Below are 21,346 nucleotides of genomic sequence, written 5' to 3'. Positions count from 1 at the left end.
TCCTTATGAAACTGTGGTTGCCCGGCATCATGACTCTGCTGATTGCCTTTCACGCCCAGGCTGAAAATTATCGTGTTGTTTACTCTCCCAGCCTGGCGCTGGAGGTCTATATCGACAACGTGGTGAGCAAAGCGCCTGATGACTGGTGTAAAGAGACGCTGCCGTTACGCATCGTCTCCGGCAAAAACAAGGATTCGGCGGTACTGACCACCTTTTTACCCCGCGTCGGCACCCTGCTGGCGAATCAGTGCGGCTTACTGGATGAGCTGCCCTGGCAGATGACCAACAAAGAGGGCGGCGTACTGGCCAGCGGCAGCGCCAGTAAACTGCAGAACTGGCGGCCTATCGTGATGGCCGACGCCACAGCCAGCGCCAGCGAAACTAACGCCGCACCGCTCGATTTGTCCCGACCCGCTGACAGCACGCCGCTGCAGCATTTTGATCTCCCCAGTGGCTGCCATTTCCGCACCGCCTGGAGTGAAAATGCCCGGACCCTGTTTATCCCGGACGTCAGTAAACAGCAGTGCTCACCGGATGGCTGGGCAGAGGGCAAAAGCGAGCTGATGCTGGCCACGCCGGAGCAGACGACGCAGGTGGCCGTCACCTTCTATCAGGGCTACCCTATTGCCAACCTGACCATCCCGGACAGCAAGCTGGAGGTCATTGCCGCGAACAACCAGCGCATGATCGTCACGCGCGCCGATGCAGCGGATAGCTGGCTGGTGCTGCCCTTTGATGCCCGTCAGCATGTATGGCGCTTCAGTGGTGCCCTGTTGATCAAAATGGATAAGAATGCTGCGCAGCAGGATGCTGACGCTGTGAAATCGCGAGTCGATACGTTGCGCAGTCAGTGGGCGCCCTATTTCATGCCACAGCAAAAAGTGAATGTGTTACTTATCGACACCCTGCATGCGGATCTGGCCGATCCCGCTATCGGTGCCTGGCGTAACATTAATTAATTACCGCGCAGCCTGGCGAGCAGGCCGTGTACAGAGAGTTCACTATGTCGGCAAATGATAATCCGAAAACCGTTCCGAATGCCCTGCCTGACGGATACCGCTTCAATGAGTTTGAGATCAAAGAAGTGATCGGCGGCGGCGGCTTTGGCATCGTCTATCGTGCCTGGGATCACCAGCTTGAACGCACGATTGCCATCAAAGAGTATATGCCGGTTTCGCTGGCGGTCCGTGCCGCCGATTTAACGCTGGAATTGCGCGGTGAGCGTTTCCAGAAGCTGTTCAATGCCGGGCTGAACAGTTTTATTCAGGAGGCCCGGCTGCTGGCCCGTTTCAATCATCCCGGATTGCTGCATGTGCTGCGCTTCTGGGAGCAGAATGGCACTGCGTATATGGGCACGCTCTATTACAGTGGCATGACGCTGAAAGAGTGGCAGCTTACCAGCCCGGCGACGATCTCTGAGGCCTGGATTCGTCGCCTGCTGCCGCCCCTGCTGGGTGCTATCAGCACCATCCATCAGGCAGGTTATCTGCATCGCGATATCTCACTCGATAATATTCAGATTCAGGAAAATCAGCTGCCGGTGCTGCTCGATTTTGGCTCAGCGCGTAAGGAAATTGGCAACCTCTCCGACGAAACGGAAATCATGCTCAAACCCGGCTTTGCGCCGATTGAGCAGTACAGCGAAGAGGGTGAAGTCGAACAGGGGCCATGGACTGATATCTACGCGCTGGGCGCGGTGCTGCATAGTCTGATTACCGGCAATCCGCCACCAGTCAGCGTGGTACGCTGCATCGAAGATAATTATCAGCCTTTGACAGAATGTCAGCCAGAAGGCTACTCACTGCCCCTGCTGCATGCCATTGACTGTGCGCTGGCGATGAAACCCGGCGACCGCCCGCAATCCATTGATGCTTTTGCCGCGCTTACCGACCTGCCCGTCAGTGATGTCGAGGCGGTAGTCAACAGTTTCCCGAAGCCGGGAGAGCCGTCTGCATTGCCGGTTGAGGAGCCCATAGAAGTGACAGCTCCGGTGGTGATGGCGATAAATCCGGCCTCCGCATCGGCCGAGCCTGTGACGCCGCGCGCGGTGCGGCGGCTGTCACCGGGATTACTGGCCCTGGCCGCCATCGCATTACTGGCGGTGGGGATCACCGTCTGGCTGACGAATCGCCCCGACGCCGCGCCAGAGCAGGTAAACACCCGTGCGGCCGCGCCGCAGGCAACGACCGTAGCGCCTGAGGCGACTGTGCCGGCGGCGCTGGCCACTGTCTATCTTAAACTTGCGAGCGGCGAGAGCGTGACGCTGAACGGGCAGCCGGTCGAGGTGAAATCCGGCAGCAGCGGCTTTGCGGCGCTGAACCTGGCCGCAGGACAGTATAAGATCGCTGTCAGCAATGGGAGTCAGACGCATAGCCAGTCCCTGACGATCGATAAGCCTGGCACCTGGCTGATTAACCCGGGTAACTGACCGGCGGATCAAAAAAGGGCGCGATTCTGTCGCGCCCTTCTGTTCTGATCCTGCTCAGGCCTGCTTTGGCCAGGCTTGCTGCAGCATCCGCACCTGCTGCGCCAGCCGGCTCAGATTCTCCTCCTGCATACCGCGCCGGCTCAGCTCCTCTTCCAGCGCAAACAGATACTGCGCATTCGTACCCAGCGGGCCACTGGCCGCCGCGATCAGGGGCGCTATTGCCTCCGGGCAGGAGTCCGATTCATAGAGCGGATGGCGCGGGTCCATAATAAAGGTCAGTGCCGTCACGCTGCGTCCATCCTCCAGTTGCAGCTCACACCATGTCGGCAGATAACAGCCGGTTATCATTTCGCGCTTCCACAGCAGCATCAGCTCTTCCTGCAACCGTGTTTCAGGCAGCCGGAACGCCAGGCCCGACGTACGTCCGCCCTGCTTCAGCGCCAGCATCCGGCCAGGATGCGCGGCGGTGCCGCGCCCGGCAATCAGCCGCAGGCAGAACGCGCGGTGCCAGCCCTCCAGCGAGCCGGAGGCGACTTCATCCGCCTCAAAAACCGGATTCCACATCAGCGAGCCGTAGCCAAAGATCCACACCGGGCTGCGATCGGGACGACAGGCCAGCGTGGCTGCCAGCGAGGCCGCACGCTGCTCACAACTCCATAGCAGCGTTTCTTCGATATCCCCGAACGACGTTTTACAATCCGCTTTTAATAGAAATTCCCGGGTAAGCAATGCGACCTCCTCAACGTCAACGGCGTCCTGCGAAAAGCTCCTGTAACATGATGGCCAAAACGGCACTGCGTTTCGTTCATGAATCGACAGTAATCTATTTCCGCGCGGCGTTTCAAGCGTGATTCCGGTCGCAGGTTAAAAAAAACCAGATAAACCTGATAGCGCAGACGAATAAAAGGGCCAGATATACCTGGCCCTTTCAGGTTTAGCGGCTAGCGGTCGATTACTTTTTACGGTGCCACTTATCATCGTCCCCTTTTTCATACTCTTTTTTTACAGCCGACCAGGCTACCTTGTGTGCGACCTCCTCCCGGGAATCATCGCCGCGACGATCTTCCGCGTCTTTATACTGCTCCCAGGCACTGTTAAAGGCCTGCTGATAGATCTCCTGAGCGTGCGCGGGCAGAACGTGTCTGACGTTGTCAGGCAGGTCGGTGCGGGTTGAATAAGGCATAACAGCTCCTGTGTAGTGGATTCCTGTTAAGCCTGGCGCAGACCTGGAAGATTACAAACTGTAATTTATCGACATTTAAGATGAAAACCTGCCTTTAACCCAGACAACTCATCATTAAAAATAGGTTTTCCGGTATAAAACCGGCAGATACATGAATAAGTAAAAATGCTTTTTTGCTGATTCTGCGCATAATATTTCACATAACCTCAGGATAACCCTGCTTCGCGTTATTATGCTGTTTAAGTAAAAAGCAGTAAATTTCTCCCGTTCAGGCCGGTGAAAAGATAAACTGCGCATGGCCCCGAAAACTGATTATATTTTTAACAGCAGCATCCGCTGTGTCCGGAAAATCATTAACCAAAGAGGATGGTGAATGCCTTCACATGAAAAAACACGTCACAAGGAGTTCTCGCTGATATTCCCCCTTATCACGCTGGGAATCCTCTATTTCTTTGGTGCCAATACGTCACTCCCTGTCGTGGTTGGCATTAACGCCGTGGCGCTGATCGCCATTCTGAGCAGTGCGTTCAGTGTGGTGCGTCACGCAGACGTTCTGGCTCACCGGCTTGGCGAACCCTACGGCTCCCTGATCCTGAGCCTTTCGGTGGTGATTCTGGAAGTCAGCCTGATCTCGGCGCTGATGGCAACCGGCGATGCCGCGCCCGGACTGATGCGCGATACGCTTTATTCGATCGTGATGATTGTCACCGGCGGACTGGTAGGCTTTGCATTACTGCTGGGCGGCAATAAATTTGCGACCCAGTACGTCAACCTTGCAGGCGTAAAGCAGTATCTGATTGCGATCTTTCCGCTGGCCATTCTGGTACTGGTGTTTCCCAATGCGCTGCCAGGCGGCAACTTCTCCACAACTCAGGCGCTGCTGATTGCCGCTATTTCTGCAGCAATGTATGGCGTTTTCCTGTTGATCCAGACAAAAACCCATCAGAGCCTGTTTGTCTATGAGCATGAAGATGAGAGCGATGATGGCGACCCGCATCATGGCAAGCCTTCCGCCCATAGCAGCGTCTGGCACACCGTCTGGCTGATCGTTCACCTGATTGCGGTCATTACCGTGACCAAAATGAATGCCAACACGCTGGAAAACCTGCTGACAGAAATGAATGCCCCGGCGCAGTTTACCGGCTTCCTGGTCGCCCTGCTGATCCTCTCACCAGAGGGGCTGGGCGCGATCAAAGCCGTGCTGATGAATCAGGTGCAACGTGCGATGAACCTGTTTTTCGGGTCGGTACTGGCGACTATCTCGTTAACCGTCCCCGCAGTGACCATTATTGCCACCCTGACCGGTCAGGAGCTCATCTTTGGACTGGAGCCGCCGCAGATGGTGATTATGATGGCCTCGCTAATCCTCTGCCAGATTTCCTTCTCCACGGGACGCACGAATGTGCTGAACGGTGCCGCGCATCTGGCACTCTTTATTGGTTATCTGATGACTATCATGCTGTAAAATCCCAGATAAGAGACAAAAAAAGAGCGATTACTCGCTCTTTTTTTTACCGCAACATTTATTTGCTGGTATCGAGTTCTGCGAAGCTTTTGACCAGATCGTCAATTGCTTTCATCTGCACCAGGAATGGCTCCAGCTTATCCAGCGGCAGCGCGGATGGACCGTCGCACAGCGCATGGTCCGGGTCCGGATGCGCTTCGATAAACAGACCGGCGATGCCGACTGCCATACCGGCACGCGCCAGCTCACCCACCTGCGCGCGACGACCACCGGATGCCGCACCAAAGGGATCACGGGTCTGCAGCGCATGGGTCACGTCAAAAATCACCGGGCTGTTTTTGGTGACTTTCTTCATCACGTTGAAGCCGAGCATATCGACGACCAGATTGTCATAACCGAAGTTGCTGCCGCGGTCGCACAGAATCACTTTCTCGTTGCCGCCTTCAGCGAACTTGTCCACGATATTACCCATCTGGCCCGGGCTGACAAACTGCGGCTTCTTGACGTTGATGACCGCACCGGTTTTTGCCATCGCTTCCACCAGATCGGTCTGACGCGCCAGGAAGGCCGGCAGCTGGATCACATCCACCACCTCAGAAACCGGCTGCGCCTGTGCAGCTTCGTGTACGTCGGTGATAATTTTTACGCCGAAGGTCTGCTTCAGCTCCTGGAAAATCTTCATTCCCTCTTCCAGGCCCGGGCCACGGTAAGAGTGAATCGAGGAGCGGTTCGCCTTGTCAAAAGAGGCTTTGAAAACGTAAGGAATACCGAGTTTACTGGTGACGTTGACGTAATGTTCGCAGATGCGCATCGCCAGGTCGCGTGACTCCAGCACGTTCATTCCGCCAAACAGCACAAACGGCAGATCGTTTGCTACGTTGATCTCGCCAATACTCACGACTTTCTGTGTCATGCCCTTTCCTTTTCTGAGGGTCCGCTTAGTGCAGCGTGACCTGTTTTTGTTCGATTGCGTGAATCTGAACTTTGATCATCTCGCTGACCGGGTCTTCAGGACACTGCTCAACGAAGTAGTTTAAATCATTCAGGGCGATATGCTCGCACTCCAGCTGCGCATAGATCAAACCGCGATCGCGGATTTCGTAAGGATCGTCCGGATCGATGCGCAACAGCACCTGACTGACATTCAGCGCCAGCTCCATTTTCTTCTCTTCCATCAGCGCCGCTTTCAGCGTGTCGAGCATTTTACGCATCACGGTGACGGTTTTGGCTTCGTCGAGGTCGTCATCGTAGAGGCGCGCTGTCGGGCTGATGTTACCTTTGAGCCACACCTCCAGCGTATGACGATCGAGCGTTTCACCATTAAACGGATTGATCATCCACTTATCGCCATCGATCCAGTCGGCGCGCAGAATCAGCTGCGTCGGGAAGATCACCGGCATCAGGGGAAGTTCCAGTTCGGCAGCAATGTGCAGCAGGATAACACCGAGTGACACTGCAGTGCCCTGACGGGTCTTCAGTACATTGTCGATCCAGAGCGCATCAGAGAGATTGTAGACACCGCTGGCGCCGCCAAATCCCCACTGACGGTAAAACAGATCCAGCAACGTTTCGAGCTGCAGGTCAGCATCCTGTACAGGGCTGATATAGTCACGGGCTTCGGCGACTAATGCCGCAAGTTGTGCTTCCACCGACAGCGCCGGGAAATCGGCCCGGATGGCAAGCGTCGCGCCAATGACCGCTTCGCATAGCGGTGTCTGGCTGAAATCTAATTGTTCGGTCGAGGTCATGCTATCCCCATAACGGCATTTTGGTCAGCGCCAGCGTAATGATGGCCACCAGAGCGATTAACGCGATCAGAAAAGCGATCCATCGGGTGCGATCAGTGCGTGGACGGCGACTTAATGCCACAAATCCTAAGGCGATGTAGATGATAACCGCTAAAAGCTTCTCCGTCAGCCAGCTTCCTTGCGGTGTGAAGGGATAGAAGTGGGCCATCATCATCAGCGAGATGCCGGTCACCAGCAACAGCGTGTCATTGGCATGTGGCAGAATGCGCACCCAGCGGCGGGTCAGCATCGCCGACCCCTGCCTGAGCCAGTAAAAGCGCAACAGGAACAGCGTTACGGTAATCCACACCGTTGCCAGATGCAGATTTTTAATCAGAGGATAAAAAGCAGCCATCAGGAATCCTTTTCAGCATGCATTTACAGAGGGAACTGCCCTAAGGTTACGCGCGGATTACCGCCATAATCCTGAAGCGTTTCAACGGCGCGATAGCCGATCTGTCGCATCAGCGCAGCCACTACCTCGCCCTGCTGCCAGCCATGCTCCAGCAGCAGCCAGCCGCCCGGCAGCAGCCATGCAGGCGCCTGTTCGACAAGCGTGCGCAGATCGGCCAGTCCCGCCTCTTCCGCCACCAGCGCGCTGCGCGGTTCAAACCGCACATCGCCCTGCGCCAGATGCACATCGCTGGCGTCAATATAGGGGGGGTTACTGACAATGAGGGTAAACCGCTGCGGCGACAGTGCCTGAAACCAGTGGCTGAGCAGAAAGGTGGTGTTGCTCAGACTGAGATGCTGCGCATTGCTCCCAGCCAGCTCTACCGCGGCGGAGATCCGGTCAACGCCGGTAATCTGACAGTCGGGCCGCTCACTGGCCAGCGCCAGGGCAATCGCCCCGGTCCCGGTGCCCATATCCAGAATCGTCGCCGGGGTCGCGGGCAGGCGCAGCAGCGCCTGTTCCACCAGTAGCTCAGTATCGGGACGCGGAATCAGCGTAGCGTCATTGACCCGCAGGGGCAGCGACCAGAACTCGCGCTCACCGACCAGATGTGCCACCGGTTCACCCCGTGCACGGCGCGCCAGCAGGCGCTCCAGCTGCGCGAGCTGATCGGCGCTGAGCACCGTTTCATCAAAGGCTATTAGCCAGCTGCGGGATTTACCGGTTACGAAACTTAACAGGATCTCAGCGTCACGCTTTGGGCTGTCACCGCCGCAGAGCGTAGCGACAGCCTGTTTCAGCCAGTGACGAATATCCATCAGTCCTGACCAGCCAGCGCCGCCAGCTGATCCGCCTGGTACTCCTGCACGATCGGCTCAATGAGGCTGTCGATCCTGCCTTCTATCACCTCATCCAGACGGTAGATGGTCAGATTGATGCGGTGATCGGTGACGCGGCCCTGCGGGAAGTTATAGGTTCGGATACGGTCGGAACGATCGCCGCTGCCTAACAGGTTACGGCGGGTACTGGCTTCGGCGGCCTGACGACGAGCCATCTCTGCAGCATGGATTCGCGAGCCCAGCACCGCCAGTGCTTTGGCTTTGTTTTTATGCTGGGAACGTTCGTCCTGACACTCCACCACAATGCCGGTGGGCAGGTGGGTAATACGGATCGCGGAATCGGTGGTGTTAACGTGCTGACCGCCTGCGCCGGATGAGCGGAAGGTGTCGATTTTCAGATCCCCGGCGTTAATTTCAGGCAGTTCCGCTTCCGGAATCTCTGGCATGACGGCCACGGTACAGGCGGAGGTATGGATGCGGCCCTGAGATTCGGTTTCCGGCACACGCTGCACGCGGTGCCCGCCTGATTCAAATTTCATGCGGCCATAAGCACCGTCGCCAGTGATACGGGCAATGACTTCTTTATAACCGCCGTGCTCGCCTTCGTTGGCGCTGACAATCTCCACGCGCCAGCGCCGCGCTTCCGCGTAGCGGCTGTACATACGGAACAGGTCGCCTGCGAAAATCGCCGCCTCATCGCCGCCGGTGCCGGCGCGCACTTCGACAAAACAGGCGCGCTCGTCATCGGGATCTTTCGGCAGCAGCAGAACCTGCAATTGTTGCTCGAGCGCGTCGCTCTTCTCACGCGCTTCCTGTAACTCTTCCTGCGCCATGTCGCGCATTTCCGGGTCATCCAGCATCTGCTGCGCGGTGTCGATATCGTCCTGCACCTGCTGCCAGTCGCGGAAACAACGGCTCACGTCGGTCAGCTGCGCATATTCGCGTGACAGCGCACGGAAACGCTCCTGATCGGCGATCACGCCAGCATCGCCCAGCATCGCTTCCACTTCTTCGTGGCGCTCCTGCAGCGCTTCCAGTTTGGCAACTATCGAGGTTTTCATTTAAATGTGGGATTCCCGTAACAGGTGGCGACAGCGGGGTGCCTAATCGAGACCCAGGCTGTCGCGTAAAATCTGCAGGCGTTCATTATCGCCGTCGCGGGCGGCCTGCTGAAGTGATTTGGTTGGAGCATGGATTAAACGGTTGGTCAGCTTGTGTGCCAGTTCCTGCATGATTTTCTGCGGATCGCCGCCCTGTTGCAGGGCCTGCAGCGCACGGCCTTCCAGCTCAGCGCGGATCTCATCCGCCTGAGTGCGGTATTCACGGATGGTGTTGACCGCGCCCTGCGAGCGCAGCCATGCCATAAACTCACTGCTTTCCTGCACAACGATGTTTTCTGCCTGCACCGCCGCCGCTTTGCGCTGCGCCAGGTTCTGCTCAATGATCGCCTGCAAATCGTCCACGCTGTAGAGATAGGCATTGGGCAGGTCACCCACTTCCGGTTCCACATCGCGCGGTACGGCAATATCGACCAGCAGCATCGGTTTGTTGCGACGCGCTTTCAGGGCGCGTTCCATCATTCCCTTGCCGATAATGGGTAACGGACTGGCGGTGGAAGAGATAATAATGTCAGCTTCGGCCAGGCGGGCATCGATCTCCGCCAGCGTAATGACCTCAGCGCCCACTTCCGACGCCAGGGTTTCGGCGCGTTCACGGGTCCGGTTGGCGATGATCAGATTTTTGACCTGATGCTCACGCAGATGACGCGCCACCAGTTCAATGGTTTCACCCGCGCCCACCAGCAGGACATTGACCGAAGAGAGAGATTCAAAGATCTGGCGCGCCAGGGTACAGGCGGCGAACGCCACTGACACCGCGTTGGCACCGATATCGGTTTCCGTGCGTACACGCTTAGCGACCGAGAAGGTTTTCTGGAACATGCGTTCCAGTTCGCTGCTCAGCGCCTGGCCGCGTGAGGAGTCTGCAAAGGCTTTCTTAACCTGACCCAGAATTTGCGGTTCGCCGAGCACCAGTGAATCGAGTCCGCTGGCCACACGCATCAGGTGGCTGACCGCCTCGTTATCCTGATGCCAGTAGAGGCTGTTACGCACATCCTCTTCATTCAGCTGATGGTAATTGCACAACCAGTTTACCAGACGCGCCTGTAAATCGGCCTGCTGCTCTACACTCAGGTAGAGCTCGGTCCGGTTACAGGTGGACAGCACCACACCGCTCTGCACCATTGGCTGTGATAACAGGCTGTTGAGTGCCTGCTCAAGCGTCTCCGGCCCGAACGAAACACGTTCGCGCAGAGCAATGGGGGCGGTCTTGTGGTTGATTCCGAGAGCAAGCAGCGTCATGGTAGTTTTGGTTGGGATGTCCCAATAATGTCAGGGTTTTGTGAGGCGCATTCTACAAGATGCGGCAGATCAAGAAAAGCCATACAAAGGCTATGACTGTAATAAGATTAACCTGATCAACCGCATTTTGCTGCATAACAGCATTGACGGTTAAAACCAGGGCGGTTAGCGTTATCCGTTACGAATAATCAATGTGTCCGAGGAGATGACCACCTGATGCTTACTTCACCACGCAATCTGTTGCGCCTTTTGCCCCTTGCCAGCGTCCTGCTGGCGGCCTGTAGCGTCAACAAACCGCAAGGTCCCGGCCCCAGCGTCACCGCGCCACAGTGGCAACAGCATCAGCAGGCGGTCTCAAAGGTCACGCATTACCAGACGCGCGGCGCTTTTGCCTACCTTTCCGATAAACAGAAAGTTTATGCCCGCTTCAACTGGCAGCAGACCGCGCCCGACCGCTATCGCCTCCTGCTGACCAACCCGCTCGGCAGCACCGAACTGCAGCTGGATGCGCAGGGTTCCGTGGTGCAGATTGTCGATAACAAGGGTAAGCGCTACGTCAGCAATGATGCGCAGAAGATGATCTCGCAACTCACCGGTATGAATATTCCGCTTGCGAACCTGCGTCAGTGGATGATGGGCCTGCCGGGCGATGCCACCGACTATCAGCTCAACGAAAACTATCAGCTGCGCAGCCTTAACTACAGCCGCGACGGTCAGACCTGGCAGGTTTCCATTGCCGGGTACGACAGCAAAGTCACTCCGCCGCTGCCGTCCAGCCTGGAGCTGAAAGAAGGTGACCAGCGCATTAAACTGCGTATGGACGGCTGGACCGTTCAATGATCACCCACTGGCCCGCTCCGGCGAAACTGAATCTTTTTCTCTACATCACTGGCCGTCGTCCTGACGGCTATCACAACCTGCAGACGCTGTTTCAGTTCCTGGATTATGGCGATCGATTGCAGATTACCGTTGATGACAGCGATTCAATTAAGCTGTTAACGCCGCTACCCGGCGTTGCCGATGCGGACAACCTGATTGTGCGTGCGGCCAACCGGCTGAAACAGGCGGCGCAGGCGAAAAACAGCCTGCCCGCCCGCGCGGGTGCGCAGATTGCCATCGAAAAGCAGCTGCCGATGGGCGGCGGGCTGGGTGGCGGCTCGTCGGATGCCGCCACTGTGCTGGTCGCGCTGAATCATCTGTGGCAGACCGGTTTTACCCCGGATGAGCTGGCGGCCATCGGTATGACGCTGGGGGCGGATGTCCCGGTTTTCGTGCAGGGCTTCGCGGCCTTCGCGCAGGGCGTAGGCGAAGAGCTGCAGCCTGCTGAGCCGGAAGAGAAATGGTATCTGGTCGCTCATCCCGGCGTACACATCAGTACGCCGCAGGTCTTTAACGATCCTGAACTGACACGGGATACGCCATCGCGCAGTTTATCGACGCTTTTAGCCTTACCTTTCGCCAACGATTGTGAAGCAGTGGTAAGAAAACGTTTTCGTGAGGTTGATGAGCTTGTTTCCTGGCTGCTAGAATACGCGCCGTCACGCCTGACTGGCACAGGCGCTTGTGTGTTTGCTGAATTTGACACCGAGTCTGCTGCCCGCCAGGTGCTGGAGCTTGCCCCGCAGGGGGTACGCGGATTTGTAGCCCGGGGCGTAAACGTTTCGCCGCTACAGCGTACCCTGCAGGGCGATTAGCGAAAGCGTGACAGCGTCACCACGTTCCGGACGCTGCACCTTTCGCATCAACACACCCGTGTGAACGCTCATGATTGTACGCGCCGGTTACAATCATGCCGTTCATTCTCTGGACGCAAAGCCTGAGGTTCTTCTCGTGCCTGATATGAAGCTATTTGCTGGTAACGCCACCCCGGAACTAGCACAACGTATTGCCAACCGCCTTTACACCAGTCTGGGAGACGCCGCTGTCGGTCGTTTCAGTGATGGTGAAGTGAGCGTACAGATCAACGAAAATGTACGCGGTGGTGATATTTTCATCATCCAGTCCACCTGTGCTCCCACCAACGATAATCTGATGGAACTGGTTGTGATGGTCGACGCACTGCGTCGTGCTTCTGCTGGTCGTATTACCGCAGTCATCCCCTACTTTGGCTATGCCCGTCAGGACCGCCGCGTGCGTTCCGCGCGTGTGCCTATCACCGCTAAGGTAGTGGCAGACTTCCTTTCCAGCGTCGGAGTTGACCGTGTTCTTACGGTTGACCTGCACGCCGAGCAGATCCAGGGCTTCTTCGACGTCCCGGTTGATAACGTATTTGGCAGCCCGATCCTGCTGGAAGATATGATGCAGATCGGTCTGGAAAACCCGATTGTTGTTTCTCCTGATATTGGTGGTGTAGTCCGTGCCCGTGCTATTGCCAAACTGCTGAACGACACCGATATGGCCATTATTGATAAACGCCGCCCTCGCGCGAACGTTTCTCAGGTGATGCATATCATTGGTGACGTTGCTGGCCGCGACTGCGTGCTGGTCGACGACATGATCGACACCGGCGGCACGCTGTGTAAAGCGGCTGAAGCGTTGAAAGAGCGTGGTGCGAAACGCGTCTTTGCCTACGCCACTCACCCAATCTTCTCCGGCAACGCCGTTGAAAATCTGCGTAAGTCGGTGCTCGACCAGGTGATCGTCTGCGATACCATCCCGCTTTCTGAAGAGATCCGATCCCTGCCGAATGTCCGCACGCTGACCCTGTCTGGCATGCTGGCCGAAGCGATTCGCCGCATCAGTAACGAAGAGTCTATCTCGGCCATGTTCGAGCATTAATCTTCGCTAAACCGGGCCTGGTGCCCGGTTTTTTTTGCCCGCGCTGGATTAACGCGCTCTCTTTTCGGATATTGTCGCGATAAATTCCCTTAAAACCCCTGGTTTTTGACGCCTCTCACTCTTTTCACAAAACCCTGTGTTCCCCGCTTCTTCCCTGTAGCATTAAATGGTAATTTGCAGCGCCATTTCTCATCAGAAACCCGTCATCATGCGTCTCGATATTTACACTCTGTTTGTTTGCGAGCTCTATGTACTGGGGTTTCTGAGCATCATTATGGTTTTTGCCTGGCTGGGTTCGCAGCGCGATCGCGTGCTGGGTTTTACCAGCCTGTCGCTGATTTTCACCCTGATTTCCGTGTTCCTGAGTAGCCTGCGCAGCAGTGGTTTGCATTTCCTGCCAGTCGCCGTTGGCAATGTTGTCGTGATGCTCGCTTATGGCACATTACTGAATGCATTCCGGCGCTTCTGCGGTAAACCGATCGGCCATCACTGGCTGCTGGGGGCCCTGATCTGGGCGCTTCTCTGCTGTTTTCCGGCATTTTACAACAGCCTGCCCAGGCGGGTAATCGTACTCTGCATCGCCTGCATCCTCTATACCGCGGCCCTGATTCAGCTGATGTGGCAGGCGCGTGAGACGCTGAGAGTCACCTTCTGGCCCGCACAGTTGCTGCTATGGATCCATCTGCTGTTTCATCTGGCGCGCCTGTTTCTGGATAGCGCGATCCCCACTGCGAAGCCGGGCGCGATTGGCGGCTCAGACTTCTCGGTTTACGTCATTCTGGAGTCCATTCTGTTTGTCATCGGCCTGGCGTTTACCATTCTCGCCATGGTCAACGAGCGGATGCAGATCACACTGAGGCAGACTTCGCTGCACGATCCTCTTACCAGCGTGTGGAACCGGCGCGCCCTGTTTAATGAAGCGGAGAAGATTGTGGCACGCTGCCGGCGACTGAACCGGCCTTACAGCGCCATCCTGTTCGACCTGGATCATTTTAAAAGCATCAACGACCAGTATGGCCACCAGCAGGGTGATAAAGTCTTAGTCCACTTTTGCGGGATTGTCAGAACGTTGCTGCCGGCGGAAGGACGCTTTGCGCGCATGGGCGGTGAGGAGTTTGCGGCGATACTGCCCGCGGCGGCAGAAGAAACAGAACGCTGGTGTGAAGCGATTCGCCTGGCAGTCTGTGCGTCGCGGCCCGACACAGTCGCCTATTCGGTCAGCATCGGGTTTGCGACAGCCACGCACTCACAGCAGGGCTTTGAGGACCTACTGGCCCTGGCAGATGCCGCGCTCTATCAGGCTAAGGCCAGTGGGCGGAACCGCACCGAACAGCATCAGCGTCCTGTCGCTATACATTAATGGTGGGAGTCGGGCGATCGGCGACAGCGTTTATCATAGTGACGGAGCCAGTAATAGCGATCTTCTACTTTTTCACGGCCACTGACACGTGCACCCACCAGCCATAATAGTGCACCGATGAAAATGCTTAAAATCGCACCCTGTGCCAGAATCTGCGGCATATTCAGGGTGGGCAACTGGTTAGCAATGGAAACGCCTACGCCCATAACCATCGTGACTAATCCCAGTACCATCAGGCTGTTACCCGCCATACGGCAGTGCTGATGTTTCATACTGAACCTCCATCCATACAGGTTAATAACCGCACACAATGTTAAGTGTCATAAGTTTAGGCAATGGCTGACGTGAACGTTGCGTACTGGATCACACATCAGCCATAAAGGATTGCGTGGCCCTGTCAGCAGCCCGTTGATTCAGATAGAAAATGATTAATCACCGCCCTGAATCATTTCGTGGCTTCTGCTTTGTCATCTCGCGTAGAGCGAAGTAAACTAACGCCCTTTCGCAATAACAGCAGGATACTCATTGTGAGCAGCATTAAACTGATTGTAGGCCTCGCCAATCCGGGCGCTGAATATGCCGCTACGCGTCATAACGCGGGTGCCTGGTATCTGGATCTACTGGCTGAACGTCACAATCAGTCACTCAAAGAAGAAAGCAAATTCTATGGCTACACCGCCCGCCTGGCGATAGCCGGAGAGGATGTGCGCCTGCTGGTGCCGACCACCTTTATGAACCTGAGCGGCAAGGCGGTAGCGGCGATGGCGACCTTTTATCGTATCGCCCCGGAGGAGATTCTGGTGGCGCACGACGAACTCGATCTGCCCCCTGGCGTGGCAAAGTTCAAACAAGGCGGCGGCCACGGCGGCCACAACGGGCTGAAAGACATCATCAGCAAGCTGGGCAATAACAACAATTTTCACCGTCTGCGTATCGGCATCGGCCATCCTGGCGACCGCAACAAGGTGACCGGATTTGTACTGGGCAAGCCGCCCGCCAGTGAGCAGAAGCTGATTGATGATGCGATAGATGAAGCAGCGCGCTGCACTGAACTGTGGCTGAAAGAAGATCGCATCAAGGCGATGAATCGGCTGCATGCCTTCAAACCGGCTTAAACCCCCGAAACGTCGCGTTTCCGTGTATAATGCGCGAAATTTTCATTCGTCTCTGACAGTTCGTCGTCTGGCGCACTGTCCATCCAGTCATAAAGGGTATTAAACCATGGGATTCAAATGCGGTATCGTGGGCCTGCCGAACGTCGGTAAATCCACTCTGTTTAACGCGCTGACCAAAGCGGGTATTGAAGCGGCTAACTTCCCCTTCTGCACCATCGAGCCAAACACGGGCGTTGTGCCAATGCCTGACCTGCGTCTCGATCAGCTCTCTGAGATCGTTAAGCCGCAGCGCGTGGTACCGACGACCATGGAATTTGTCGATATTGCTGGTCTGGTGAAAGGCGCGTCAAAAGGTGAAGGCCTGGGTAACCAGTTTCTGACCAACATTCGTGAAACCGAAGCGATCGGCCATGTGGTTCGCTGCTTCGAGAACGACAACATTATCCACGTCGCGGGTAAAGTAAACCCGGCTGAAGATATTGACGTAATCAATACCGAGCTGGCGCTGTCCGATCTCGACACCTGTGAGCGTGCGATTCAGCGCGTCCAGAAGAAAGCCAAAGGTGGCGATAAAGATGCCAAGGCGGAACTGGCTGCGCTGGAGAAATGTCTGCCGCACCTCTCTGAAGCGGGCATGCTGCGTTCACTGAATCTGGATGCGGATGAAAAAGCCGCCATCCGCTACCTGAGCTTCCTGACCCTGAAACCGACCATGTACATTGCTAACGTCAATGAAGATGGTTTCGAGAATAACCCATACCTGGATCAGGTTCGCGCTATCGCTGAAGCGGAAGGGTCTGTCGTGGTACCTGTGTGCGCTGCGGTTGAGTCAGACATTGCTGAGCTGGAAGATGAAGATCGTGACGAGTTTATGGCTGAACTGGGTCTGGAAGAGCCGGGCCTGAACCGCGTTATCCGCGCCGGTTACGCCCTGCTGAACCTGCAGACCTACTTCACCGCAGGCGTGAAAGAAGTTCGCGCATGGACTATCCCGGTCGGCGCGACGGCGCCACAGGCAGCCGGTAAAATTCATACCGACTTCGAGAAAGGCTTTATCCGCGCCCAGACCATCGCGTTTGAAGACTTTATCGCTTTCAAAGGCGAACAGGGTGCGAAAGAAGCCGGCAAGATGCGTTCAGAAGGAAAAGAGTACATCGTGAAAGATGGCGATGTGATGAACTTCCTGTTTAACGTCTGAATAAAATGTGTTGTCTCATGAGGTTTCATTGAATTTCATGACGACAGAAAAACCCTATAAAATCCACGCGCTTGTGTGGATTTTATATTTCATAGCGTCTTAAATGATTTCGTAGAAGCGCATCAACTATTGAGTACGTCAGACTTCTATATTCATTTAAAGTGAATACAATAACGGTATAATAAATATACAAGGAATCGTTATGCTCACCGATACTCGATGCCGCACTGCAGAAGTGAAAGAAAAGCTCTATCGCCTTGATGATTTAAATGGTCTCAACCTCGAAGTGAAACCCAATGGCAAAAAGGCGTGGCGCTATCGGTTTAAACTTAACGGTAAATCCAGCATGTTTGCTCTGGTTGAGTACCTGCCGGTTAAACTTGCCGAAGCTCGCGAAAAATGCGAGCAGGCGCGTAAACAAGTCGTGAATGGAGTTAGCCCTACTCAGGCTCGCCAGTTAGATAAAATCCGCAAGGTCAAAGACGCATCCAGCACCTTTGAGCTAGTCGCTAAAGAGTAATTGCAGATGAATGACTGGACCGAAATTACCAAAACGCGGCGACTGGATAAGCTTGAACGATTGGCTTTCCCTGCAATCGGTAAGCTCCAAGTCAGAGTCAGTGCCAGCACTGGCGCGTCCTGAGGCCGTTCATGTGCCTACATAAAAAGCGCCTCTTTAAGTTGGCAGGCGGGGTGGAGAAATAATTGCGCTGTGAACGTTCAACATTAATGTGTTTGCAGATGCAATCTGAATACCACTTAAATACATACTTTAATCATGCCAAATCTCTTGAAAAATCATTTCGCAGCAGGAAGATGCTACTCTGACAAAGTCGGCATGTATCTTTTTTTTAGAAAGTCATAGAGCTACGCTATTTTTCTGTTAAAAAGGTATATAATATGCGAAACTCATACAACAAATAAAAGCAGAAGGTCGTTATGTATATTGAAAAATTATTCCTACATGATTCAAGATTGAATATCACTGTAGATAACGTGGAGTTTGGTCGCAAGAACTTTCTCGTAGGCATCTCAGGGTCAGGAAAATCAACAATTCTGAATGCTCTTTATACTTTGGTACAAATAGCTAGTGGAAGTTCTTCTCCAGCCGACACTTGGAGTGTTGTATTTAAAGATAAAGAAAATAGAAAAGTCGAATGGAGTGGAAAATTCTCAAAAAAAGGAGAGTTTGATGAGGACGGCGGTGAGAAAGCCGAGTTAATCGAAGAGAAAATCACTATTAATGGAGCTTCATTTTTACAAAAAAAAGGTGAGGCAATAACATTGGAAAATAAAGAGTTCCCGATCATTGATGCAACTAAGAGCAATTTATATATATTTAGAAACCAAGACTCTTTAAAAAAAATTTATGAATCAATCTCCTCTCTAATTATTTCTGGCGCCCTAGAAGCCAACTCCGGCTCGCTTATGGCTATACCTTATATTTCAAGCGTCTACGAAGATGCAGTTAAAAAGACCTTACTAAACGAAAAGCAATCAATTAAAGATGTGGTTCTAATAAATGACAGGCGATTAGGTGCCAAGGAGAGGATCATATTTTCACACAAATATGATCAAAAAGCCTTTGAGGATTTGGTTTTTGTTTACACTTCGATATTTCCATCTGTCGAGAATATCCTTACCAAACAAATAAGAAATTTAGCGAGCGATTCTAAACATACCAACCATAGAGGCTCTGTAATTCAGCTAAAATTAAAAGACGGCACTTTAGTTGAACAAGGACATATTTCATCAGGAATGTTTAAAACACTACTTGTATTAGCAGATATAATATTATCTCCTGACGAATGTGTTATATTAATGGATGAAATTGAAAATAGTTTAGGCTTGAACTGCTTACAGGAGGTATTGAACGAATTAATCATATCAAACAAACAAGTAATTTTAACAACGCATCATCCTAAAATTATCAACAATGCTCCCAAAAATAGCTGGAAAATAGTAACCAGAAAAGCTAATGAAATTAGTGTTCATGACGCTTCAGTACTAAAATCAAATAATAATAGTCATGATCCTTTCTTTCAATTGATCAATAGCGAAATTTACAAATGTGGGGTATCGCAGTGAAAGCGTATTTTGTTGTCGAGGGGGAGGCTACTGAGCTTTTCGTTTATCCTGAGTGGATTAAAAACTTAAAGCCTGAGTTAACTATATTTAGTGATTATGACGATTTTGCATCCGCAAAAAGTGGGATTTACTTTGTTTCTGGATATGGATATCCAAACATCTTTAAAGAAATCGCAAACGCAGTTAAAAACATAAACAAAATCAAAAATGTGGATTATTTTTGTGTTATCTTAGATGCTGACGAAGATGATGCAAAGATTAGAGAGGAAGCCGTTAAAGAGGTTGTTATTACTGAGAAAATGGTTTCTCATACCAATCTGGAAGTAGTTGTTCAAAACAGATGTTTTGAAACATTTTTGCTCGGAAACCAAAAGTGCTTTTCAAGACAAACAACCAATGAAGAACTTATCAAACTAATTCAATACTATGATGTTTTGAATAATGACCCTGAATTGATGGGGAACTACTCACAAGATTTTACTCACTCTCAATTCCATTTTAAGTATGCAGTGACGATGCTTAGGGAAAAAAGAGTAAGGTATACTAAGAGTAGTTGTGGAGCTGTAGCGGAAAGTTCTTTTTATGAAGCTCTAGTCCAACGAATCAAAAGCACAACGCATTTAGCTAGCTTCAGAAGAATAAATGAAATATTAAACAAGCTTTAATATGAACTTTAGGGTAAGATTTCAAAGCCTTATCCTAAAATCTTAATTAAAAGTGAGATACTGAATCTGCATTGCATTGCAACATCCTTCATTTTTCTCCAATGGATTGGACATAGTATATACACTCCTCTTTTCTTTTATCAACCCGAGCAAACTTCAACTCAACCCAAAAAAAATCTAGGACATTTCACGAAGTATTGTTTATAAAGTATTTCTGAACCCACGCCTCGCAGACCGACAACCATAATAAATCCTTTTTATCAATTTATTTATGTTTAATTTACTCATAGATTTATTAGTATCACCATACCCCTAAAAACATAACGATAATTCCTTTTCATGATTTTAGTTCATTCAGTAAATCTAACACCTGAATAGACAATGGCACAAGATGTGGCCTACGCATTACCCATCCTTTCAGCATAAGCTTTTAAATAGCATTATCTAAATCAATTCCTGACCAGAAGATCTCACATAATTCGATAGCTCCCCCTGTAATCATGAGTAATTTTGTAGCAATCAGAATAAGCCGACTTCTATGGTAACTATTTAAAGCGCGATAAAATTATGTATCTCATTAGCCTATAAGAACGGAAAATGATTAGATTAATGTACTTCAAGAAAAATTCTGAGATTTGCCGCAGAAATAAATACTGCCCTTCATGTAGCTATCGTATAGCGATAAACCTTAAAGTAACGCTGCCGTACTTTACGCATTTTCTCTAACACAGCACAATAAGCAATCCTAAAGGTTTAATTTGCCGACAGGTCTCGCCCTAAATAAGGGAAGATGTTGTTCTGATACGCTTTCATGACGTCAGAGGCATATCCTGCCGACCATTTGGCCGACTTCATCAGGTGCCACTTTGCCGCTATCTTCTCGAACGCGTTTTCAGACTCGGTTTGCAAAGCAATCTTCTGTTCTTTTTAAATTTCAATCGGATTCTTATCTTCGGTGACCAGATTTCAAGCATCGTCACGACGGAAACGGGCATCAGCAAGTGTGATCGTCGGATACACACCCAGCGAGATCATTTTTGGTTTGCCAGCAAAATGATAACCGAATCACTAGCTCTTGCTTCCATTAGATTCTATAAGCAATGGCAACCATTAGTTTTGTGAGCTTCATAAGGTGTCAGAACATCTCATGAAGCTCATAAACCCCCTGCAATCCACGCATCCGCGTGGATTTTTTTCGCCGCCTGTAACAACACAGTGAAGATAATCCTTCACAGCCATTCCGTTCACGGCGTGGCGTCATGAGATGTCAGAATCGTGGAAAACATGCTGAATAACCACAAGCTTTAATGTTGATGAGACATTGCGCGTTTTTTTCGCGCTCAGACAGCACGGGCAGCGTGTACATTACGCCTTGGCTGCCAGTAAGGCCAGCCCGCCCCACTTTACAGCCATCTGTGAGCATCCTGTCAGTCTCAACATGTTTATAGTGAAAAGGTATAGCTGTCCTGCAATATATCATTGCAGGACAGATATTAATAAAAACGCCACGGTATCGCGTGGCGTTTTTATTAACTTAATGTCTTTGCCGGGCGTCATGATCCACGATTGTGCGCGTCATGGCCCTCGCACAATCGTAAATCCCTTCTGGCTGGCGCCCCTACCCTGAGGCTAAACCGGCCCGTTGATCACAGAGAGGCCGGTCACCCGACAGCCTTCTCTGCAAGC

The 21,346-nt window shown here is 52.6% G+C and carries 20 protein-coding genes and 2 pseudogenes; 12 read left to right on the top strand and 10 right to left on the bottom strand.

What is annotated here, in order from left to right; genetic code table 11:
- Positions 1-5 precede the first annotated feature (5 nt).
- Both ACLHDD_RS05085 and ACLHDD_RS05080 read left to right on the top strand, forming a co-directional pair.
- Positions 6-959, top strand: a complete 954-nt coding sequence (locus ACLHDD_RS05085; RefSeq protein WP_427103202.1) for a hypothetical protein — start codon at positions 6-8, stop codon at positions 957-959.
- Positions 960-1,003: 44 nt separating this feature from the next.
- Complete coding sequence (locus tag ACLHDD_RS05080; RefSeq protein WP_427103201.1) at positions 1,004-2,428, top strand: serine/threonine protein kinase; 1,425 nt, start codon at positions 1,004-1,006, stop codon at positions 2,426-2,428.
- A gap of 54 nt (positions 2,429-2,482) precedes the next feature.
- On the opposite strand, the gene ACLHDD_RS05075 is transcribed toward ACLHDD_RS05080, so the two are convergent.
- Together ACLHDD_RS05075 and chaB are read right to left on the bottom strand one after the other, a co-directional pair.
- Complete coding sequence (locus ACLHDD_RS05075) at positions 2,483-3,157, bottom strand: gamma-glutamylcyclotransferase (protein ID WP_427103200.1); 675 nt, start codon at positions 3,155-3,157, stop codon at positions 2,483-2,485.
- Positions 3,158-3,380: 223 nt separating this feature from the next.
- The gene (chaB, locus tag ACLHDD_RS05070; protein ID WP_427103199.1) at positions 3,381-3,611 is read right to left on the bottom strand and encodes a putative cation transport regulator ChaB; all 231 of its coding nucleotides are present in this window, start codon (positions 3,609-3,611) and stop codon (positions 3,381-3,383) included.
- Between the two features lie 373 nt (positions 3,612-3,984).
- Between chaB and chaA the strand changes: the two genes are divergently transcribed.
- Positions 3,985-5,076: a sodium-potassium/proton antiporter ChaA gene (gene chaA, locus ACLHDD_RS05065; protein ID WP_427103198.1), complete on the top strand. Its 1,092-nt coding sequence runs from the start codon at positions 3,985-3,987 to the stop codon at positions 5,074-5,076.
- A gap of 58 nt (positions 5,077-5,134) precedes the next feature.
- On the opposite strand, the gene kdsA is transcribed toward chaA, so the two are convergent.
- Genes kdsA through hemA form a run of 6 tightly spaced genes read right to left on the bottom strand, consistent with a single transcriptional unit; the run spans position 5,135 to position 10,456 of the window.
- On the bottom strand, positions 5,135-5,989 hold the full coding sequence (gene kdsA / locus ACLHDD_RS05060; protein ID WP_427103197.1) for a 3-deoxy-8-phosphooctulonate synthase: 855 nt from the start codon (positions 5,987-5,989) through the stop codon (positions 5,135-5,137).
- A gap of 25 nt (positions 5,990-6,014) precedes the next feature.
- Positions 6,015-6,824, bottom strand: coding sequence for an invasion regulator SirB1 (gene sirB1, locus ACLHDD_RS05055; RefSeq protein WP_427103196.1), 810 nt, complete (start codon positions 6,822-6,824; stop codon positions 6,015-6,017).
- Position 6,825: 1 nt separating this feature from the next.
- Positions 6,826-7,218, bottom strand: coding sequence for a SirB2 family protein (locus ACLHDD_RS05050; RefSeq protein WP_427103195.1), 393 nt, complete (start codon positions 7,216-7,218; stop codon positions 6,826-6,828).
- Between the two features lie 23 nt (positions 7,219-7,241).
- The gene (gene prmC, locus ACLHDD_RS05045; protein ID WP_427103194.1) at positions 7,242-8,075 is read right to left on the bottom strand and encodes a peptide chain release factor N(5)-glutamine methyltransferase; all 834 of its coding nucleotides are present in this window, start codon (positions 8,073-8,075) and stop codon (positions 7,242-7,244) included.
- Positions 8,075-9,157 (bottom strand): peptide chain release factor 1, encoded by a 1,083-nt coding sequence (gene prfA / locus ACLHDD_RS05040; RefSeq protein WP_427103193.1) that lies wholly within the window; start codon positions 9,155-9,157, stop codon positions 8,075-8,077. Before prfA ends, prmC begins: the two co-directional genes overlap by 1 nt.
- A 42-nt stretch (positions 9,158-9,199) precedes the next feature.
- Positions 9,200-10,456, bottom strand: coding sequence for a glutamyl-tRNA reductase (gene hemA / locus ACLHDD_RS05035; RefSeq protein WP_427103192.1), 1,257 nt, complete (start codon positions 10,454-10,456; stop codon positions 9,200-9,202).
- Positions 10,457-10,672: 216 nt separating this feature from the next.
- Between hemA and lolB the strand changes: the two genes are divergently transcribed.
- The 4 genes from lolB (at position 10,673) to ACLHDD_RS05015 (ending at position 14,594) form a co-directional block, all read left to right on the top strand.
- Positions 10,673-11,296, top strand: coding sequence for a lipoprotein insertase outer membrane protein LolB (gene lolB, locus ACLHDD_RS05030; protein ID WP_427103191.1), 624 nt, complete (start codon positions 10,673-10,675; stop codon positions 11,294-11,296).
- On the top strand, positions 11,293-12,150 hold the full coding sequence (gene ispE / locus ACLHDD_RS05025; RefSeq protein WP_427103190.1) for a 4-(cytidine 5'-diphospho)-2-C-methyl-D-erythritol kinase: 858 nt from the start codon (positions 11,293-11,295) through the stop codon (positions 12,148-12,150). Before lolB ends, ispE begins: the two co-directional genes overlap by 4 nt.
- Before the next feature lie 136 nt (positions 12,151-12,286).
- Positions 12,287-13,234, top strand: coding sequence for a ribose-phosphate diphosphokinase (gene prs, locus ACLHDD_RS05020; RefSeq protein ID WP_111140256.1), 948 nt, complete (start codon positions 12,287-12,289; stop codon positions 13,232-13,234).
- Positions 13,235-13,442: 208 nt separating this feature from the next.
- Positions 13,443-14,594, top strand: coding sequence for a GGDEF domain-containing protein (locus tag ACLHDD_RS05015; RefSeq protein WP_427103189.1), 1,152 nt, complete (start codon positions 13,443-13,445; stop codon positions 14,592-14,594).
- Here the strand turns inward: ACLHDD_RS05015 and ychH are convergent.
- Positions 14,591-14,866, bottom strand: coding sequence for a stress-induced protein YchH (gene ychH / locus ACLHDD_RS05010; RefSeq protein WP_427103188.1), 276 nt, complete (start codon positions 14,864-14,866; stop codon positions 14,591-14,593). The two genes, ACLHDD_RS05015 and ychH, sit on opposite strands and share 4 nt — an antisense overlap.
- A gap of 255 nt (positions 14,867-15,121) precedes the next feature.
- On the opposite strand from ychH, the gene pth reads away from it, so the two are divergent.
- From pth to ACLHDD_RS04985, 5 genes and pseudogenes are all read left to right on the top strand, one after another.
- On the top strand, positions 15,122-15,709 hold the full coding sequence (pth, locus tag ACLHDD_RS05005) for an aminoacyl-tRNA hydrolase (RefSeq protein ID WP_111140259.1): 588 nt from the start codon (positions 15,122-15,124) through the stop codon (positions 15,707-15,709).
- A 106-nt stretch (positions 15,710-15,815) separates the two neighbouring features.
- The gene (ychF, locus tag ACLHDD_RS05000; protein ID WP_427103187.1) at positions 15,816-16,907 is read left to right on the top strand and encodes a redox-regulated ATPase YchF; all 1,092 of its coding nucleotides are present in this window, start codon (positions 15,816-15,818) and stop codon (positions 16,905-16,907) included.
- A gap of 202 nt (positions 16,908-17,109) precedes the next feature.
- Positions 17,110-17,523, top strand: a pseudogene (locus tag ACLHDD_RS04995) (tyrosine-type recombinase/integrase); the annotation flags it as partial.
- A gap of 323 nt (positions 17,524-17,846) precedes the next feature.
- Entirely contained in the window at positions 17,847-18,995 is a 1,149-nt protein-coding gene (locus ACLHDD_RS04990) for an AAA family ATPase (RefSeq protein ID WP_427103186.1), read from the top strand.
- Positions 18,977-19,660: a hypothetical protein gene (locus tag ACLHDD_RS04985; protein WP_427103185.1), complete on the top strand. Its 684-nt coding sequence runs from the start codon at positions 18,977-18,979 to the stop codon at positions 19,658-19,660. The genes ACLHDD_RS04990 and ACLHDD_RS04985 overlap by 19 nt, the downstream gene beginning before the upstream one ends.
- Before the next feature lie 88 nt (positions 19,661-19,748).
- Here the strand turns inward: ACLHDD_RS04985 and ACLHDD_RS04980 are convergent.
- Positions 19,749-20,725, bottom strand: a pseudogene (locus ACLHDD_RS04980) (tyrosine-type recombinase/integrase); the annotation flags it as partial.
- Positions 20,726-21,346 lie beyond the last annotated feature (621 nt).

It is taken from the genome of Pantoea sp. NSTU24 (genome assembly GCF_050157905.1).
Classification (GTDB): Bacteria; Pseudomonadota; Gammaproteobacteria; order Enterobacterales; family Enterobacteriaceae; genus Pantoea.
The sequence above is the reverse complement of the archived record's forward strand: the minus strand, read 5'-3'. Positions and strand labels throughout refer to the sequence as shown.

Bases quoted from the DNA above. Each gene is read 5' to 3' on its own strand.
- ACLHDD_RS05085 (WP_427103202.1), top strand. From the start codon at position 6: ATGAAACTGTGGTTGCCCGGCATCATGACTCTGCTGATTGCCTTTCAC.
- ACLHDD_RS05080 (WP_427103201.1), top strand. From the start codon at position 1,004: ATGTCGGCAAATGATAATCCGAAAACCGTTCCGAATGCCCTGCCTGAC.
- chaB (WP_427103199.1), bottom strand. From the start codon at position 3,611: ATGCCTTATTCAACCCGCACCGACCTGCCTGACAACGTCAGACACGTT.
- chaA (WP_427103198.1), top strand. From the start codon at position 3,985: ATGCCTTCACATGAAAAAACACGTCACAAGGAGTTCTCGCTGATATTC.
- kdsA (WP_427103197.1), bottom strand. From the start codon at position 5,989: ATGACACAGAAAGTCGTGAGTATTGGCGAGATCAACGTAGCAAACGAT.
- sirB1 (WP_427103196.1), bottom strand. From the start codon at position 6,824: ATGACCTCGACCGAACAATTAGATTTCAGCCAGACACCGCTATGCGAA.
- ACLHDD_RS05050 (WP_427103195.1), bottom strand. From the start codon at position 7,218: ATGGCTGCTTTTTATCCTCTGATTAAAAATCTGCATCTGGCAACGGTG.
- prmC (WP_427103194.1), bottom strand. From the start codon at position 8,075: ATGGATATTCGTCACTGGCTGAAACAGGCTGTCGCTACGCTCTGCGGC.
- prfA (WP_427103193.1), bottom strand. From the start codon at position 9,157: ATGAAAACCTCGATAGTTGCCAAACTGGAAGCGCTGCAGGAGCGCCAC.
- hemA (WP_427103192.1), bottom strand. From the start codon at position 10,456: ATGACGCTGCTTGCTCTCGGAATCAACCACAAGACCGCCCCCATTGCT.
- lolB (WP_427103191.1), top strand. From the start codon at position 10,673: ATGCTTACTTCACCACGCAATCTGTTGCGCCTTTTGCCCCTTGCCAGC.
- ispE (WP_427103190.1), top strand. From the start codon at position 11,293: ATGATCACCCACTGGCCCGCTCCGGCGAAACTGAATCTTTTTCTCTAC.
- ACLHDD_RS05015 (WP_427103189.1), top strand. From the start codon at position 13,443: ATGCGTCTCGATATTTACACTCTGTTTGTTTGCGAGCTCTATGTACTG.
- ychH (WP_427103188.1), bottom strand. From the start codon at position 14,866: ATGAAACATCAGCACTGCCGTATGGCGGGTAACAGCCTGATGGTACTG.
- ychF (WP_427103187.1), top strand. From the start codon at position 15,816: ATGGGATTCAAATGCGGTATCGTGGGCCTGCCGAACGTCGGTAAATCC.
- ACLHDD_RS04990 (WP_427103186.1), top strand. From the start codon at position 17,847: ATGTATATTGAAAAATTATTCCTACATGATTCAAGATTGAATATCACT.
- ACLHDD_RS04985 (WP_427103185.1), top strand. From the start codon at position 18,977: ATGTGGGGTATCGCAGTGAAAGCGTATTTTGTTGTCGAGGGGGAGGCT.